Annotated in this window: 15 protein-coding genes and 1 pseudogene; 8 read left to right on the top strand and 8 right to left on the bottom strand. The window is 72.1% G+C overall.

Features of this window, described 5'->3' with window-relative positions; genetic code table 11:
- Window positions 1-39 precede the first annotated feature (39 nt).
- The 3 genes from ACFZAX_RS32625 (at window position 40) to groL (ending at window position 3,524) form a co-directional block, all read left to right on the top strand.
- On the top strand, window positions 40-996 hold the full coding sequence (locus tag ACFZAX_RS32625) for a polysaccharide deacetylase family protein (protein WP_390966146.1): 957 nt from the start codon (window positions 40-42) through the stop codon (window positions 994-996).
- 498 nt (window positions 997-1,494) lie between these two features.
- On the top strand, window positions 1,495-1,803 hold the full coding sequence (groES, locus tag ACFZAX_RS32620; RefSeq protein ID WP_028439209.1) for a co-chaperone GroES: 309 nt from the start codon (window positions 1,495-1,497) through the stop codon (window positions 1,801-1,803).
- A 98-nt stretch (window positions 1,804-1,901) separates the two neighbouring features.
- Window positions 1,902-3,524, top strand: a complete 1,623-nt coding sequence (gene groL / locus ACFZAX_RS32615) for a chaperonin GroEL (RefSeq protein WP_266705118.1) — start codon at window positions 1,902-1,904, stop codon at window positions 3,522-3,524.
- Window positions 3,525-3,651: 127 nt separating this feature from the next.
- Here groL and ACFZAX_RS32610 read toward each other — a convergent pair whose 3' ends face one another.
- Window positions 3,652-4,425 (bottom strand): SDR family NAD(P)-dependent oxidoreductase, encoded by a 774-nt coding sequence (locus ACFZAX_RS32610; RefSeq protein ID WP_390966143.1) that lies wholly within the window; start codon window positions 4,423-4,425, stop codon window positions 3,652-3,654.
- Window positions 4,426-4,764: 339 nt separating this feature from the next.
- Between ACFZAX_RS32610 and ACFZAX_RS32605 the strand changes: the two genes are divergently transcribed.
- Together ACFZAX_RS32605 and ACFZAX_RS32600 are read left to right on the top strand one after the other, a co-directional pair.
- Window positions 4,765-5,628: a Bax inhibitor-1/YccA family protein gene (locus tag ACFZAX_RS32605; protein WP_390966141.1), complete on the top strand. Its 864-nt coding sequence runs from the start codon at window positions 4,765-4,767 to the stop codon at window positions 5,626-5,628.
- Window positions 5,629-5,735: 107 nt separating this feature from the next.
- Window positions 5,736-6,053, top strand: a complete 318-nt coding sequence (locus ACFZAX_RS32600) for a hypothetical protein (RefSeq protein WP_390966140.1) — start codon at window positions 5,736-5,738, stop codon at window positions 6,051-6,053.
- Between the two features lie 86 nt (window positions 6,054-6,139).
- Here the strand turns inward: ACFZAX_RS32600 and ACFZAX_RS32595 are convergent, their stop codons facing one another.
- From ACFZAX_RS32595 to ACFZAX_RS32585, 3 genes and pseudogenes are all read right to left on the bottom strand, one after another.
- Complete coding sequence (locus tag ACFZAX_RS32595; protein WP_390966138.1) at window positions 6,140-7,042, bottom strand: hypothetical protein; 903 nt, start codon at window positions 7,040-7,042, stop codon at window positions 6,140-6,142.
- A gap of 373 nt (window positions 7,043-7,415) precedes the next feature.
- Entirely contained in the window at window positions 7,416-8,636 is a 1,221-nt protein-coding gene (locus ACFZAX_RS32590) for an acetyl-CoA C-acetyltransferase (RefSeq protein WP_390966136.1), read from the bottom strand.
- A 492-nt stretch (window positions 8,637-9,128) separates the two neighbouring features.
- Window positions 9,129-10,118: pseudogene (locus ACFZAX_RS32585) on the bottom strand (SGNH/GDSL hydrolase family protein); the annotation flags it as partial.
- Between the two features lie 156 nt (window positions 10,119-10,274).
- Between ACFZAX_RS32585 and ACFZAX_RS32580 the strand changes: the two are divergent.
- From ACFZAX_RS32580 to ACFZAX_RS32570, 3 genes are all read left to right on the top strand, one after another.
- Entirely contained in the window at window positions 10,275-11,678 is a 1,404-nt protein-coding gene (locus ACFZAX_RS32580) for a cystathionine beta-synthase (protein ID WP_390966134.1), read from the top strand.
- Between the two features lie 613 nt (window positions 11,679-12,291).
- Window positions 12,292-13,146 (top strand): MurR/RpiR family transcriptional regulator, encoded by an 855-nt coding sequence (locus ACFZAX_RS32575; protein ID WP_390966133.1) that lies wholly within the window; start codon window positions 12,292-12,294, stop codon window positions 13,144-13,146.
- A gap of 151 nt (window positions 13,147-13,297) precedes the next feature.
- Window positions 13,298-13,867 (top strand): hypothetical protein, encoded by a 570-nt coding sequence (locus ACFZAX_RS32570; RefSeq protein WP_390966131.1) that lies wholly within the window; start codon window positions 13,298-13,300, stop codon window positions 13,865-13,867.
- Between the two features lie 96 nt (window positions 13,868-13,963).
- Here ACFZAX_RS32570 and ACFZAX_RS32565 read toward each other — a convergent pair whose 3' ends face one another.
- The 4 genes from ACFZAX_RS32565 to ACFZAX_RS32550 form a co-directional block, all read right to left on the bottom strand.
- Entirely contained in the window at window positions 13,964-14,338 is a 375-nt protein-coding gene (locus ACFZAX_RS32565) for a hypothetical protein (RefSeq protein WP_390966129.1), read from the bottom strand.
- Window positions 14,339-14,441: 103 nt separating this feature from the next.
- On the bottom strand, window positions 14,442-14,900 hold the full coding sequence (locus ACFZAX_RS32560; RefSeq protein ID WP_390966127.1) for a roadblock/LC7 domain-containing protein: 459 nt from the start codon (window positions 14,898-14,900) through the stop codon (window positions 14,442-14,444).
- A 38-nt stretch (window positions 14,901-14,938) separates the two neighbouring features.
- A complete protein-coding gene (locus ACFZAX_RS32555) occupies window positions 14,939-15,736 on the bottom strand; it encodes a transcriptional regulator (protein ID WP_390966125.1) in 798 nt (265 codons plus the stop codon).
- Entirely contained in the window at window positions 15,733-16,146 is a 414-nt protein-coding gene (locus tag ACFZAX_RS32550; RefSeq protein ID WP_390966123.1) for a hypothetical protein, read from the bottom strand. Before ACFZAX_RS32550 ends, ACFZAX_RS32555 begins: the two co-directional genes overlap by 4 nt.
- Between the last annotated feature and the right edge of the window lie 171 nt (window positions 16,147-16,317).

The following is a 16,317-nucleotide window of genomic DNA, read 5'->3' as shown; positions in this document are numbered from 1 at the left end:
GACGGGAAGGCCGGGGGAGGGCTGGCAGGATGCGGCGCCATGCAACTAGTACGACAAAAGGAAAAAAGGACAGTGAAGCGGCGCACATCGGGCACGTTCGTCCTGGTGGCCCTGCTGGGCGCCGCCCTCGCCGCCGGATGCGGCCAGAGCCCCTCCGGTACCGACCAGCACGGCCGCCGGGGCTCGGCGGGCGCGGGTGGCCGGGCGGCGGCGGCAGCGGCCCCGCAGGCCGGCCCGGTCGGCGCCCTCGTCCCGTACGCCGAACAGCTGAAGCGGCGCCAGGCGCAGCGGGTCGCCGTCGCGAAGAGATGGGGGCTGGCCGAGGTCCCGCTGCCCGCCCCCGCACCGCCCGCGGTGAAGCCCGAGATCACCAGCCGCGAGGGGTTCGAGGTCGACGACGGCGAGGACCTGCCGCAGGTCTTCACGACCGTCCCCACCGATCAGCGGATCGTCTTCCTCACCATCGACGACGGGGCCGAGAAGGACCCCGAGTTCATCCGGATGATGGACGAGCTGAAGATCCCGTACACCGCCTTCCTCAGCGACTACCTCGCGAGCGAGGACTACGGGTACTTCGCCGAGATGCAGAAGAAAGGCGTCACTCTCAACAACCACACCCTCACCCACCCCTATCTGCCCGGGCTCTCCTACGCCGAGCAGAAGAAGGAGATCTGCGACCAGCAGGACCGGATCGAGAAGCACTTCGGCAAGCGGCCGGTGCTCCTCCGGCCGCCGTACGGCAACTACAACCGGGACACCCTCGTCGTCGCCAAGTCCTGCGGGATCAAGGCCGTGCCGCTGTGGGCGGAGGAGGCGTTCCCCGACCACATGGACTGGCGCGAGTGGGACCGGGACCTGCACCCCGGCGACATCGTCCTGACCCACTTCCAGGGCCCCGGGCAGTGGAAGGGGACCATGGCCGACATGGTCCGCAACGTCATGAAGGTCATCACGGAGAAGGGGTACGCGGTCGCCCGGCTGGACGACTACGTCTGATCCCCGGGCGGGGGCCGGCGGTCTCCGGAGCGCGGCGAGCGGGCGGACGACGAGTTCCAGCGCGCTCACGAGTACCGCCACCGCGCCGTCCGCACACCCCCGGGCGACGGGTGACGGCCGCTGGGCGGCGGGTGGGACCGGCCTGCGGGCACCCTCGCCCGGAACGGCGCGTACCGCCCCGGCGTTGTCCTCGCGGACGCCCGGTCGGGGTGCGTCCGGCACGTCGTCACGGCACACCGGCCGGCCCGCGCCCCCGGCCGCGCCGCCGCCCGGCCGGCCCGCCCCGGCGGCCGGGCGGCGCCACGCACGGGTACTGAATTGGCACTCCGCTTGACCGAGTGCTAATCGCGGTCATAGTCTCGGTGCTGGCACTCCCCCCTGGAGAGTGCCAGCAGTACTGCGCGACAGGGCAGGTCCGGCACCCGCGACGACGGATCCGGCCCGGCGCGACCCAAGACTGTTAAACCCCGTGAGATCTCCGAAGGGGGAGACCGGATCGTGTCGACCACCAGCTCCAAGGTTGCGATCAAGCCGCTCGAGGACCGCATTGTGGTCCAGCCGCTCGACGCCGAGCAGACCACGGCTTCCGGCCTGGTCATTCCGGACACCGCCAAGGAGAAGCCCCAGGAGGGCGTCGTCCTGGCCGTGGGCCCGGGCCGCTTCGAGAACGGCGAGCGCCTTCCGCTCGACGTCAAGACCGGCGATGTCGTCCTGTACAGCAAGTACGGCGGCACCGAGGTGAAGTACAACGGCGAGGAGTACCTCGTCCTCTCGGCCCGCGACGTCCTCGCGATCATCGAGAAGTAATTCACCCACATTTGCTGTGTGTTCTGCGCCCCTGGCCCCCTGCGAAATAACAAGCCGGGTGGCGAGGGGCGCAGTTCGTTCGAGAGGGAAAACAGCCCATGGCGAAGATTCTGAAGTTCGACGAGGACGCCCGTCGCGCCCTTGAGCGCGGCGTCAACAAGCTTGCCGACACGGTCAAGGTGACGATCGGCCCCAAGGGCCGCAACGTCGTCATCGACAAGAAGTTCGGCGCGCCCACCATCACCAACGACGGTGTCACCATCGCGCGCGAGGTCGAGCTCGACGACCCGTTCGAGAACCTCGGTGCCCAGCTGGTGAAGGAGGTCGCCACCAAGACCAACGACGTCGCCGGTGACGGCACCACCACCGCGACCGTCCTCGCCCAGGCGCTCGTCCGCGAGGGTCTGCGCAACGTCGCCGCGGGCGCCTCCCCGGCCGCCCTGAAGAAGGGCATCGACGCCGCGGTCAAGGCCGTGTCCGAGGAGCTCCTCGCGACCGCCCGTCCGATCGAGGACAAGTCCGACATCGCCGCCGTGGCCGCGCTCTCCGCGCAGGACCCGCAGGTCGGCGAGCTCATCGCGGACGCGATGGACAAGGTCGGCAAGGACGGTGTCATCACCGTCGAGGAGTCCAACACCTTCGGCCTGGACCTCGAGTTCACCGAGGGCATGGCCTTCGACAAGGGCTACCTGTCCCCGTACATGGTGACCGACCAGGAGCGTATGGAGGCCGTCCTCGACGACCCGTACATCCTGATCCACCAGGGCAAGATCGGCTCGATCCAGGAGCTGCTCCCGCTGCTGGAGAAGGTCATCCAGGCCGGCGGCTCGAAGCCCCTCCTGATCATCGCCGAGGACGTCGAGGGCGAGGCGCTCTCCACCCTCGTCGTCAACAAGATCCGTGGCACCTTCAACGCCGTCGCGGTGAAGGCCCCGGGCTTCGGCGACCGCCGCAAGGCCATGCTCGGCGACATCGCCACCCTCACCGGTGCGACCGTCATCGCCGAGGAGGTCGGCCTCAAGCTCGACCAGGCCGGTCTGGACGTGCTGGGCACCGCCCGCCGCGTGACCGTCTCCAAGGACGACACGACCATCGTCGACGGCGGCGGCGACGCCGGTGACGTCAAGGGCCGCGTCAACCAGATCAAGGCCGAGATCGAGAACACGGACTCCGACTGGGACCGCGAGAAGCTCCAGGAGCGCCTCGCGAAGCTGGCCGGCGGCGTGTGCGTGATCCGCGTCGGTGCCGCCACCGAGGTCGAGCTCAAGGAGAAGAAGCACCGTCTGGAGGACGCCATCTCCGCGACCCGCGCCGCGGTCGAGGAGGGCATCGTCTCCGGTGGTGGCTCTTCCCTTGTCCACGCCGTCAAGGTCCTGGAGGGCAACCTCGGCAAGACCGGCGACGAGGCCACCGGTGTCGCGGTCGTGCGCCGCGCCGCCGTCGAGCCGCTGCGCTGGATCGCCGAGAACGCCGGCCTCGAGGGTTACGTCATCACCTCGAAGGTCTCGGACCTCGACAAGGGCCAGGGCTTCAACGCCGCCACCGGCGAGTACGGCGACCTGATCAAGGCCGGCGTCATCGACCCGGTCAAGGTCACCCGCTCGGCCCTGGAGAACGCCGCGTCCATCGCGTCGCTGCTGCTCACGACCGAGACCCTGGTCGTCGAGAAGCCGGCCGAGGAAGAGGCCGAGGCCGGTCACGGCCACGGTCACTCCCACTAGTACGGTCGCTCACCGGCTGGTCCGCCGGTGAGCGGTACGAGGTCCGGTGCCCCCGTCGCGGGGGCACCGGACCTCGCCGTTTTCCCGGCGGGCGCCGCCGTTCCCCGGGCGGGCCCCACCGGTCGCCTCACTTCGGGCCGTACGTGCGTCCCGCCCGCGAGGTCATCTCGCCCAGCAGACTGCGCGGGGTCACCTTCACCAGCCCCATCAGCGCCTTGTACCGGGCGTCCGGCACCGACACCGTCCGGCCGCGCGCCAGGTCGGCGAGGGCGGCGGTCACCAGCTTGTCGACGTCCAGCCACATCCAGCCGGGGATGTTCCCGGTGCCCATGCCGGCCCGCTGGTGGAACTCCGTCCGCACGAAGCCGGGGCAGAGCGCCATCAGCCGCACCCCGGACCCGGCCAGGTCCTTGGCGGCGCCCTGGGTGAACTGGACGACCCACGCCTTCGACGCCCCGTACGTGCCGCGGGGGACGAACGCCGCGACCGAGGCGACGTTGACGATCCCGCCCCGGCCGCGCTCGCGCATCCCGGCCGCCGCCGCCGAGGTCAGCCGCAGCACCGCCTCGCAGTGCACCTTCAACATCGCCAGCTCGTCGTCGAGCGGCACCTCCAGATAGCGTCCCTTGTTGCCGAATCCCGCGTTGTTGACGAGGAGTTCGACCGGATGGCCGCGGTCGCGGAGACGTTCCTCGACGGCCGCGATCCCGGCGTCCCGGGAGAGGTCGGCGGTGAGCACCGTGGCCTCGATGCCGTGCCGGTCGTGCAGTTCGGTGGCCTGGTCCCGCAGCCGCTCGGTGTCCCGGGCGACCAGCACGAGGTTGTGCCCCTGTCCCGCGAGCCGCCGCGCGAACGCGGCGCCGATGCCCGCCGTCGCGCCGGTAATCAGTGCAGTCGTCATGCGCGGCACGTTAGTGGTCCCGCCCCGCTTCCCGCGCACCCGTCCCACCCCCGCCGGTGTGCGGGGCGGGCGGCCGGTTGACGTACGGCACCCGGGCGGGTGCCGCTTCGGGGCCCCGCGTGCGCCGTGACGTTCCCGGAACGGGTTGTCGCGGCGCTTTCCGGGCAGGGGACCGGAAAACGGGAACGGACAGAGGGGCGGGGACGCAGGGCGCGGTGCGCAGAGAGCGCGATCCGGCGTTCCGGAGCCGTAAAGATCCTCCCTCGGCACGAGGGTGCATCCTTTGCCTACCCATTACTCTTGTCGCAAGGCCACGCTGTGTGGCCATGGAGGAGTGAGATGAGGAGCAGCAACCCGGTCTTCTCGCGACGTGGGTTCAGCCGCGACAGCGGTACCGCTGGGTACGCGGCGCCGCAGGCCGGGGCCACCGTCACGGGTGAGAACCCCTACGCGCAGGGCACCGCCCATCCGTACGCCACCAACCCCTACGCACAGCAGACGCCGCCCGGGGTCCGTTCCGGTGCGATGACCATCGACGACGTCGTCAGCCGCACCGCGATGACGCTCGGCACGGTCGTCGTCGGCGCCGTGCTCGCCTGGTGGCTCCTGCCGATCGACACCGAGAACCTCGGTAAGTCCTACGGCATCGCCATCGGAGCCGCGCTCATCGGCTTCGTCCTGTCGATGGTCAACTCGTTCAAGCGCAAGCCGTCCCCGCCGCTGATCCTGGCCTACGCCGCGTTCGAGGGAATCTTCCTCGGCGTCGTCAGCAACGTCGTCGACGCCTACGTCAGCCCCGGCGCCGCCATGCAGGCCGTGCTCGGCACCATGGCCGTCTTCGGCGGCGTCCTGCTCGCGTACCGGACCGGTCTCATCCGGGTGACCCGCCGCTTCTACGGCTTCGTCATGGCCGCCCTGATCGGCTTCATGCTGCTCATGCTGGTCAACGGCCTCTTCGCCCTCTTCGGCGGCGGTGACGGCCTCGGCTTCCGCAGCGGTGCGCTCGGTGTCGTCTTCGGCATCGTCGCCATCGTGATCGGCGCCTGCGTCCTCGCCCTGGACTTCAAGGTGGTCGAGGACGGCATCGCCTACGGCGCTCCGCGCGAGGAGGCGTGGACGGCCGCCTTCGGCCTCACCGTGACCCTGGTCTGGATCTACCTGGAGATGCTGCGGCTCGTCGCGATCCTCAGCGGCGACGACTGATCCCGTACCGCCGACTCCCGTCGCGCCGGTCCACGGACGGCCCGCAGGCACTGCCTGCGGGCCGTCCGCGTGTGCCGGGGCGGGCGCCGGGCGCGTAGGGTCGCGGAGTGCTTGATACAACCCCCTTGATCACCGCCGTGGACCGTTTCGCCGACCGGCTGCGGGCCGCTCCGCAGAGCCGCCTCCAGCAGGGCACCGCAGCACGGGCACTGGAAGCCGCCCGGGAGCTGAGCGCCCGCGCGCAGCGCGTGGAACGGCCGGGACAGGAGCCGCGCGTCCTGCCTGACGCCGGGATGTTCGGCGTCGGTGACCAGGTGGCCGTCGCCGGTCACGACCTGGCCGTGGCACTGGAAACGGCCCCGCCCGAGGAGCTGGACGAGGCCGTGCGGTACGTGACGGAGGCGGCGGCGGAGGCTTTCGCGTAGGGGCCGTCCCGCCGGGAGCCGCGGGACGGCTCTCGGAGCCCGGGGGCCCCGCGCGGACTTCCCGCCGTCGTTGTCCGTACCCGGGGTCAGAACGAGGCGATGACCCGGTCCGCGAGGATGTAGACGTTGTCCGCGCCGCAGGAGAAGGTCAGCGCGTAGGCGCCGGAGACACCCGAACCGCCCAGCAGCACCGGCTGCTCGCCCGCGCGCAGGGAGTCCGCGAGCCGCTCGGCCGTCTCCCGGTGGCCCGGGGTCATACAGAGCGTGGTGCCGTCGGCGAAGACGTACACGTCCAGGGTGCCGAGCGGACCGGGACGTACGTCCGTCAGCTCGATGCCCGTGTCGGCGAGCTCCTCCAGGCGGTTGACCGTCCGCTCGTGGTCGGTGATCACCGGTGTCCGGACTGGGACGAAGTCCGGGTGGGACGGGTGACGGCGGCGGGCGGCGGCCAGCTCGGGGGAGTCGTCGGCGAACTCCGCCGCCCCGGGCTCCTCCGCGGCCTCGGCGAGCTCCTGCAGCGCGTCGGTCACGGCCGCGTCCTCAGGGTGGGCGGGACGGGCCGCGAAGGCGTTGTACGCCGCCTCGTCGGCCTCGTCCGGCTCCTCGGCGTACGGGAAGGTCAGCGCCTCCAGGCCGGCGAAGTCCGCCTGCCGGGGCAGGAAGTACGAGGCGTCCTCGCCCAGCCCGGCCAGTCCGCCCAGCAGCGACGGGGCGTCGGCCGCGTCACGGGCCTCCTGCGCCGCCCAGAAGGCGCGCGCCTCGGCGAGTTCGCGCTCCCGCTCCTCGGCGAGGGCCTCGGACACCGCCGCGCGTATCTCGTCGGCGGGCGCGGTGCCGGTACGACCCTGCGCGGGCACCGTGCGGGCACGGTCCCGGGCGAGCTCGTCGCGCAGCCCGGCGATCTGCCGGTGCAGCCCGCGAGCGGAGTGCACGGCAGCGGCGCCCACGGCCGTGGCGGCGGCGCTGGTCAGCAACAGGGCAAACGACATGGCGCTCACTGACATACTCCCGGTCTCTGTCGATACCCCCGACTTCCTACATCAGCTTGTCCTGTCGCTCAGCCCGCCGTCAGTGCATAACGTCACGAACTGGACAGGGCTTTGGTCCCGGCGCATTCGGTCGATCCGCTCTGACCTGCGGAAACGATGACGTCCGGGGGTGCACATCACATCCTGGGACAGTTTCGGTCACGGTGCGGGCTCGGCGGGGTTCGCCCGCGGGTCCGCGGGGCCCCGACGGGATCCGTGGCGGGGCGCACGTGAAGGGCCGGGCGGAGGGAGTCCCTCCGCCCGGCCCCGGGCGACCCGGTCGCCGGACCGGGCCGGGGTCGGGCCGGCCGGACCGGGCCCGTACCGGCTCGGATCAGCTGAGGCGCTCGATGACCATGGCCATGCCCTGGCCGCCGCCGACACACATGGTCTCCAGGCCGAACTGCTTGTCGTGGAACTGAAGGCTGTTGATCAGGGTGCCGGTGATGCGGGCGCCCGTCATGCCGAAGGGGTGGCCGACCGCGATGGCCCCGCCGTTGACGTTGACCTTCTCCAGCGGCAGGCCGAGGTCCCGGTAGGAGGGGATGACCTGGGCGGCGAAGGCCTCGTTGAGCTCGGCGAGGTCGATGTCGTCGATGGTCAGGCCGGCCCGCTTCAGCGCCTGCTTGCTGGCCTCGACCGGCCCGTATCCCATGATCTCGGGGGAGAGGCCGGAGACGCCGGTGGAGACGATCCGGGCGAGCGGGGTCAGGCCGAGCTCGCGCGCCTTGGTGTCGGACATGATCACGAGAGCGGCGGCGCCGTCGTTGAGCGGGCAGCAGTTGCCCGCGGTGACCAGGCCGTCGGGGCGGAAGACCGGCTTCAGCCCGGAGACGCCCTCCAGCGTGACGCCCGCGCGCGGGCCGTCGTCCTTCGAGACGACCGTGCCGTCCGGTGTCGTGACCGGCGTGATCTCGCGCTCCCAGAAACCGTTCTTCAGGGCTTCCTCGGCGAGGTTCTGGGACCGTACGCCGAACTCGTCCATCTCCGCGCGGCTGATGCCCTTGAGCCGGGCGAGGTTCTCCGCGGTCTGCCCCATCGAGATGTACGCGTCCGGGATCAGCCCGTCCTCGCGCGGGTCGTGCCAGTCGGTGCCGGTCGCCTCGGCGCGGGCGGCGGTACGCGCCTCGGCCTCGGCGAAGAGCGGGTTGCGGGTGTCCGGCAGGCTGTCGGAGTTCCCCTTGGCGAAGCGGGAGACCATCTCGACACCGGCGGAGATGAAGACGTCGCCCTCGCCGGCCTTGATGGCGTGCAGCGCCATGCGGCTGGTCTGGAGCGAGGAGGAGCAGTAGCGGGTGACCGTACAGCCCGGCAGGTGGTCCATCCCCATCTGCACGGCGACGACGCGCCCCAGGTTGTTGCCCTGCTCGCCGCCGGGGAGGCCGCAGCCGAGCATCAGGTCGTCGATGTCCCGCGGGTCCAGCTCGGGGACCTTCGCCAGAGCGGTCTGGATGATGGTGGCGGTCAGGTCGTCGGCCCGGACGTCCTTGAGCGACCCCTTGAAGGCGCGGCCGATGGGCGAACGGGCTGCAGAGACGATCACGGCTTCGGGCATCACGCGGCTCCATGGGGAGGGGAAGGCTCAACGACGGTACGGCCGTGGCCGGGCGGGACGCGACCGGACGGCCGGTCGGACGGCCGGCGGGACCACCGCCGACGGCGGCTCCCCGCCGGACCGTTCCGGCATCACTGTCTGGGAAGTTACCCGGCGGCCAGGCCGGGGTCACCGGCCTGGCCGTGTGATGCGGGCCTCTTTTCTAAGCGCTTGCTCAGTCTGCTCGGGGCGCCTCGGCGCACCGTTCACGCCCCGTGCGTCCCGTCTCCCTCACGGGCGTCGCCGGGCCGCGCGCGCCTGCGCGTCGGCGTTCGCCCCGGGTGCAGCGGGGCCGGAACCGGAACCGTGAGCCGTGTCCGTGTCCGTGCCCGGGCTTCGGGGCGCACCGGTTTCCCCGGGCCCCTGTCCGTCCGGCGCACGCTCCGGCGCGTGGTCCGCGTGGTCCGCGTGGTCCGCGTGGTCCGCGTGGTCCGCCGGGTGCTCCGCCGCCCGGCCCGTCGCCCGGTCCGCCGGGTGCGGGTGGGGCTCCGTGTGCGAGGGGAGACGCCGCCGCCTGCGGTGCTTGAGCAGGGCCCAGGGAGCGCGCGCCCCCGTGACCTCCGTACCGGCCTCCCGCGCCGCCTGCGACGCGGCCTTCGCCACCGGCAGCATGTCCTCGCGCCGCGAACCGTCGAGGTGGTCCGTCTCCGGCCACAGACCGAGTGCCGCGCAGAGCGTCGGGAGCACCGCCATCGACGCCGTGGCGTACCCCTCGGCGGAGGGGTGGTAGTTGTCCGGGCCGAAGAGCTCGCGCGGGTTCGCCTCGAACTCGGGCCCCAGCAGATCGCCCAGCGAGACCGTGCGCCCGCCCTGCTCCACCGCGCCGATCGTCTGGGCCGCCGCCAGCTGCCGGCTGACCCGGCGGGCCAGGTACCGCAGCGGCTGGTAGACCGGCTCGATCGTGCCGAGGTCCGGGCAGGTCGCCACGACCACCTCCGCGCCCGCCGTCCGCAGTCTGCGGACCGCGGTGTTCAGGCAGCGCACCGACTGCGTGGCGGGCATCCGGTGGGTGACGTCGTTCGCGCCGATCATGATCACGCACACGTCCGGGTGACCCGACGGATCGGCCAGCAACAGGGCCACCTGCCGCTCCAGATCGTCCGATCTGGCCCCGGGCTGGGCCACGTTGCGCATGTCCACCGGCCGCTCGGCGACCGCCGCGAGCCCCGAGGCGAGCAGCGCCCCCGGGGTCTGCCCGGCCCGCCGCACCCCCTGGCCGGCCGCCGTGGAGTCACCGAGCAGAGCCAGCCGGAGCGGGTCGGCGGGCCCGGCGAAGGCGACGCCGTACCGCCCGTCCGCACTCGGAGGTACCGGGGCGATACCGCCGCCCACCTGCCGCTTCGCGAGCTGCACCTCGGCCAGGACGAGGCCGACCGTCGCCGCCCCGATGAGCCCGATGCTGCCGCCGCCGAACGCGGCGCCCGCCGCGATCCGCCGTGCCACTCTTGCCGTCGACACCGTGCGGTCCACCTCCTTCTCGCCACTCAGCCGTACACGTACCTACCTGCCCCGCGGAGGGATGCGTCCAATCGCTTCGCCCAATGCGGTGCCCGTACGCATACTCTGGGCCGGACCATCTCGGAGATCCCGGAGCACACGGTGAAATTCCACGATTCGATGATCAGTCTTGTCGGCAACACCCCGCTGGTCAGACTGCGGAGCGTCTCGGCCGGCATTCAGGCGACCGTCCTGGCCAAGGTCGAGTACTTCAACCCCGGCGGCTCGGTGAAGGACCGCATCGCGCTGCGCATGATCGAGGCGGCGGAGCGGAGCGGCGAACTGCGTCCCGGCGGCACGATCGTCGAGCCGACGAGCGGCAACACCGGCGTCGGCCTCGCCATCGTCGCGCAGCAGAAGGGGTACAAGTGCGTCTTCGTCTGCCCGGACAAGGTGTCCATGGACAAGATCAACGTGATGCGCGCATACGGCGCCGAGGTCGTCGTCTGCCCGACGGCCGTCGATCCCTCGCACCCCGACTCGTACTACAACGTCTCCGACCGGCTGGTCCGTGAGACCCCCGGAGCCTGGAAGCCCGACCAGTACTCCAACCCGAACAACCCGCGCTCCCACTACGAGACCACCGGTCCCGAGCTGTGGGAGCAGACGGAGGGGCGGATCACCCACTTCGTCGCGGGCGTCGGCACCGGAGGCACCATCACCGGAACCGGCCGCTACCTCAAGGAGATCAGTGACGGCGGGGTCACCGTGGTCGGCGCCGACCCGGAGGGCTCGGTCTACTCCGGCGGCTCCGGGCGCCCGTACCTGGTGGAGGGCGTCGGCGAGGACTTCTGGCCGTCCGCCTACGACCGGACCGTCACGGACGAGATCGTCGCCGTCTCGGACAAGGACTCCTTCCAGATGACCCGCCGCCTGGCCAAGGAGGAGGGGCTCCTCGTCGGCGGCTCCTGCGGGATGGCGGTCGTCGCGGCCCTGGAGGTCGCCCGGCGGCTCGGCCCGGACGACGTGGTGGTCGTCCTGCTGCCGGACAGCGGACGCGGCTACCTCAGCAAGATCTTCAACGACGAATGGATGGCCGACTACGGCTTCCTGGAGGACACCGGCCCCTCCGCCCGCGTCGACGCGGTGCTCGCCCACAAGGAGGGTCCGATGCCCTCGCTCGTCCACATGCACCCGGACGAGACGGTCGGCCAGGCCATCGAGGTCCTGCGCGAGTACGGCGTCTCCCAGATGCCGATCGTGAAGCCGGGCGCCGGACACCCCGACGTGATGGCCGCCGAGATCGTCGGCTCGGTGGTGGAGCGCGAACTCCTGGACGCCCTGTTCACCAAGCGGGCGCAGCTCACCGACCCGCTGGAGAAGCACATGTCGCCGCCGCTGCCCCAGGTCGGATCCGGCGAACCGGTGGAGGACCTGATGGCCGTGCTCAGCGGCTCCGGCGGGGCCGACGCCGCGATCGTGCTGGTGGAGGGGAAGCCCAAGGGGGTCGTGAGCAGGCAGGACCTCCTCTCCTTCCTGGCGAAGGGGAGCGGTGTCACCGTCTGACCCCCTCGGGCCGCCGCCCGGTCCCGCCGGGGCCCGTCGCAGAACTGGTACGAGCGCGTCACGTCCACGCAGCACCCGGTTAACACGCGTCCGGCACATTGGTGGATGTCGGCAGGGAAACCCGCCGGCCCCACATACGGCGACATGGACTACGGAGCGGCTCCCGGACCTCCAAAGTCGCCAGGACGCGAGTGCCCGGCCCTGACCCGGACCGCGTCCCTCGCGGGGACCGCCGTCGTCCCGCCCCCCGGGCGACCGGGGGTGCGGCGGTCCCCGCGACATGCTTCCGCCGACGGCCGGCCGGGTTCACCGGCCGGCCGTCGGCGCGTTCGGCAGCGGGGTTCGCCCCCGGGCCGCCGGCGCGTTCGGCAGCCGGGTGCCCCTGGCGCCTTCGCGCCCCCTCACCTCTCTCCGCAGGCCCGGCGTACCCGGAGCGCCTGGCGTGCCCGCGCCGGACCCCGCCGCGTTCCCTGCCGCCCGCCGCTCCTCTGTATATGGACATGCACTCCGCTTGCTGGCTGAATGGATGCCACGGCGGCGGATCGGGGCGGGTTCGCGCCGCTGCGGGATCGCGCCGCGGCGGGCACGGACCACGGACGTACGGAGGCGGAGCATGGGCGGGAGCGGACCCGCGGCACGGTTGCAGCGGCTCTTCGAGGGGCGGCGGCTCACACCGACCCAACGCCGGATCGCCCACTCCCTGGTACGCAGGGCCGCCGACGCCCCCTTCCTGTCCAGCGTCGAACTCGCCGAGCTGGCCGGAGTCAGCCAGCCCTCCGTGACCCGGTTCGCCGTGGCGCTCGGCTTCGACGGGTACCCGTCGCTCCGCCGGCACCTGCGGGAGACCGCGCCCGCCGACACCGACGGGGAGACCGGCGCCGAGGACCCGTACACGTACAACGCCTACCAGCAGGCCGTCCACGCCGAGATCGAGAACCTGCGCCACCTCTCCGAACTCCTCGCCGACCCGGAACCGGTGGAGCGGGCCGGACGGCTGCTCGCCGCGTCCAGCCCGCTTCCGGTGCTCGGGCTGCGCGCCGCGTCCGCGCAGGCCCGCGGATTCGGCTACTTCGCCGCGAAGGTGCACCCCGACGTCCGCGTGCTCGACGAGGGCGGTTCGATGCTGCACGACCGCATCGACGCAGCCCGCCGGGCCGGCGCCGAGGTGCTCCTCTGCTTCGCGCTGCCCCGCCACCCGAGGGAGACCCTGGACGCGCTCGGCCATGCCCGCGAGCAGGGGCTCACCACGGTGACCGTCGCCGACTCGGCCTTCGCCCCGGTCGCCGCACTCAGCGACCTCCTCATCCCGGCCCCGGTCGGCACCGGCCTCGCCTTCGACACCGCCTGCGCCCCGATGCTGCTCGGCCGGGTCCTGCTGGAGGCGATGTGCGACGGACTGCCGGACGCGCAGGCCCGGCTGGAGTCCTTCGACGCACGGGCGGCGGCGCGGGGGCTGTTCGTGGAGTAGGGGCTGTCCCCCCTTCGGCAGCAACCGCGCACCTGTGAGACGTACCGATTCTCAGACGGAACTCAGATGAACCCACTAATCTCCGCGCCGAGAGGAACCGGCCCAGGGACACCCCTGAGGCGCCGGTGGGTACGCGGAGAGGGGTACGGACATGGGGCGCGGGGCGCAGTCGTTGGCGAGGGTGGCCGTGATCGTGCGGGCCGGGGCCGCACCCCTGTGGTGGCCGGGGCTCCTGGTCGTCGTCGTGGGGGCGCTCGTCCCCGCCGGGACGGGCCGCCGGATCGGGCTGCTCACGGGTGCGGCGCTCTTCGTCATCACGCTCGCCCTGGTTTCGACGGTCGGGGCTGAGCGGTACGCGGAGCTGGCGAAGGGGTCCGCCCGGGCGGGGCGCACCGACGTGCTCCAGGACCGGGCGGTGACCGTACGGAACTGGCGGCGCACCCACCGGTGGTGGCTGCTCGGCGCCTTCCTGGTCGCCCTCGGCGCCGGCTTCCTGCTGCCGGGGGCCGGCGGGATGGTGCTGGCCGGGGCGGGCGCGGGGCTGTGGCTGCGGGCCTCGCGCATCGGGCGGCTCGAACAGCGCGGGGACGTCCTCTACTGGGTCCGTACGGACTGGGTGAAGCGCGGCCGGCCCGCCGGCAAACAGGTGAAGGCGTACCGGACGACCGGGCCGGTGGCGGGCGACGCGCGGGCCGGCGGTGCGCGCCGGGTCGCCGCCTGACCCGGGCCTGACCCGGTCCGAACATACGGATGCCGCCGTCCCCTTCGTACGGAAGGGGTGGCGGCATCCGTGCGTCCGGACCGGGTCGGGCGGTCCTCAGACCTCCAGTTCGGCCTCGATCCGCTTCAGCTGGTGGCGGGCCATCGCGAGGTTGGCGCGGTTGGAGTCCAGGACCAAGTAGAGGAAGAGCCCGTTGCTGCCGCGGGTCTTGAGCAGCCGGATCAGGTGGTACTGACCGCTCAGCGTGATCAGGATGTCCTCGATCTCCTCCTTGAGGCCGAGGTGGTCCATGGTGCGCAGCTTGGCGCGGACGACGTCGGTGTTTCCGGCGGCCGCGACTTCGAGGTTGAAGTCCTTGCCGCCGCCGAGGGTGCCCAGAGCCATGCCGCTGGTGTAGTCGACGAGAGCGACACCGAGGGATCCCTCGATGGACGACATCGCTTCCTTGAGTGCGGTTTCGGTGTTGGCCATGAGTGCTCGTTTCCTTTCCCTGACCGGTCGGGGTGACCGGATCCTCTTCTGCGTGATGGTTCAGTCCTGGCTGTGGAGTGTCGGGGGCCCCGGCCCCGCCGCCCTACACGGGGCGTTGCGGCAGCGCACGGCTCTGCGCGGGGCGGGCCGGAGGCGGGGGAGGAGTCCGCTCGACGCGGTCCAGGGCGGCGTCGACGAGTTCCCCGACCCGGGCGCTCGCCCGGCGGCCCTCCAGGTGGAGGCGGCCGACGTTGACGCGGTCCTCGGCGAGCAGCGTCAGTACGGCGGACGAGCCCGCGGCGTACGTCGCGATGTAGCCGGACTCCCCCCGGACCAGGAGCTCCCGGAACCCTGCGCGGCCGGTCGCCTCGGTCATCCTGATCGCGACGCCGAGCGCGGCTGCGGTCAGGGCGGCGACTCCTTCGGCCTCCACGCCGGGGGTGTCGTGGGCCAGCACCAGGCCGTCGGTGCTGGCGGCCAGCGCACCGCCGATGAGGGGCACCCGGGCCCGCAGCCGCCGGAGTTCGTCGAGGACATCCTGTAGTTCGGCCTCGGGCGCCATCAGCTGTCTCCTCCCGGCACGCTGTCTGAGCGCGCGTATCACAAGCCCTCCAATGCATCTCGGAGCCGGCGCAGCAGAGCGACGTCCGGGTCGGACGTCACATCGGGGAGCACGACCCGGCCGGGCGACGCCGCCCTCGCCGGCACCGCTTCGCGGACGGGCTCGACGAGGCCGGAGGCGGCGAGCCTCCGCAGGTCGACCAGGGTGTGGAAGGCCGAACGCCCCAGGACCTGGGCGATGTCGGAGGCCGTCCGTACGCCGTCGACCAGCTCCAGCACATGGCGCTGGCGCGACGGCACCGGAGTGTCCAGCGGGTGCGCCGCGCGGACGAGCGGGGAGCTGTCGGTCAGCGCGTCCGGCCAGATCCGGTCCAGCAGTTCACGGCGCCGGAGCGTCTCGCGCTCGACGGCACCCACCGCGACGGGCCGGACCGGGCCGATCCAGTGGGACACGCCGTACCGGAACCTGGTCGGCGTACGCGTGGGGGCGAGGACGAAGAAAGCGGCGTCGTAGAGCGCGCCCAGGTGGCACAACTCCAGTGCTCCGCCCGGAACATGGCCGCTGTCGACGAGGTAGCGGCCGACCCTTCGGCCGGCGCCCGCCTGGGCGACCGCGTCCCACCAGCGTTCGTGGCGCAGCGCCCCGCCCGTGGTGAGCAGGACGTCGATGCCGGGGGTGGAGGGGCTTTCCGCGTGCACCACCTTCCCGTCGGCGAGGTAGAGCGTGCCGCGGTCGCGCATCAGGGCGCCGGTGGCGCGTTCGGCCGCGAGCCGCTGGAGCATCGGGGAGAGGACGGCTGCCTGGTCCACCTCGGGGGGCGTCGTCCTGGTGCTCATGCCAGGACCAGCCGTTCGGCCAGCTCGCCCAGGCGTATCCGGGCGAGGGCGAGGTTTCCGTCGGTCCGGTCGAGCCAGAGATGGAGGAAGACGCTGCTGTCGAAGACCGTCTCCACGAAGCGGATCACGTGGTAGCCGGTGTGCGTCGTGATGATGACGTCCTCGACCGGAAGTCCGCTGCGGGCGCTCGCGTCCGTCCGGCCGTCGGTGTACGGGCTGAGGGTGAAGGCAGGCTGCTCGGCCGCCATCCGGGCCACCTCGGCGGTCTCCGCCGCGGTCGCCTCGTGGTCGCCGTTGGGCGAGTCACCGATGGTGCCGAGGGCGAGGCCGCTCGTCCAGTCGACGACCGCGGCGCCCCGGGCTCCGGGCAGCCTCATCACTTCGAGCAGACACTCGTCGATTCCCGGCACCGCGGCTTCCCCTCCAGGCAATGGCGTTCGGAGCTGTGATCCAGAGGCTACGCACGGTGGCCGGTCCCGGGAGGGTGGTTTGGCATTTTCCAGTGGTACATGCGGCGGGCGGTGTAAGGGAATTGAGGAGAAGGCGTGAGGGAGAAGTCTGACAAACGGACGTATCCGGAC

It is taken from the genome of Streptomyces sp. NPDC008125 (genome assembly GCF_042957125.1).
GTDB lineage: Bacteria > Actinomycetota > Actinomycetes > Streptomycetales > Streptomycetaceae > Streptomyces.
The sequence above is the reverse complement of the archived record's forward strand: the minus strand, read 5'-3'. Positions and strand labels throughout refer to the sequence as shown.

Bases quoted from the DNA above. Each gene is read 5' to 3' on its own strand.
- ACFZAX_RS32625 (WP_390966146.1), top strand. From the start codon at position 40: ATGCAACTAGTACGACAAAAGGAAAAAAGGACAGTGAAGCGGCGCACA.
- groL (WP_266705118.1), top strand. From the start codon at position 1,902: ATGGCGAAGATTCTGAAGTTCGACGAGGACGCCCGTCGCGCCCTTGAG.
- ACFZAX_RS32610 (WP_390966143.1), bottom strand. From the start codon at position 4,425: ATGACGACTGCACTGATTACCGGCGCGACGGCGGGCATCGGCGCCGCG.
- ACFZAX_RS32605 (WP_390966141.1), top strand. From the start codon at position 4,765: ATGAGGAGCAGCAACCCGGTCTTCTCGCGACGTGGGTTCAGCCGCGAC.
- ACFZAX_RS32595 (WP_390966138.1), bottom strand. From the start codon at position 7,042: ATGTCGTTTGCCCTGTTGCTGACCAGCGCCGCCGCCACGGCCGTGGGC.
- ACFZAX_RS32590 (WP_390966136.1), bottom strand. From the start codon at position 8,636: ATGCCCGAAGCCGTGATCGTCTCTGCAGCCCGTTCGCCCATCGGCCGC.
- ACFZAX_RS32575 (WP_390966133.1), top strand. From the start codon at position 12,292: ATGGGCGGGAGCGGACCCGCGGCACGGTTGCAGCGGCTCTTCGAGGGG.
- ACFZAX_RS32570 (WP_390966131.1), top strand. From the start codon at position 13,298: ATGGGGCGCGGGGCGCAGTCGTTGGCGAGGGTGGCCGTGATCGTGCGG.
- ACFZAX_RS32565 (WP_390966129.1), bottom strand. From the start codon at position 14,338: ATGGCCAACACCGAAACCGCACTCAAGGAAGCGATGTCGTCCATCGAG.
- ACFZAX_RS32560 (WP_390966127.1), bottom strand. From the start codon at position 14,900: ATGGCGCCCGAGGCCGAACTACAGGATGTCCTCGACGAACTCCGGCGG.
- ACFZAX_RS32555 (WP_390966125.1), bottom strand. From the start codon at position 15,736: ATGAGCACCAGGACGACGCCCCCCGAGGTGGACCAGGCAGCCGTCCTC.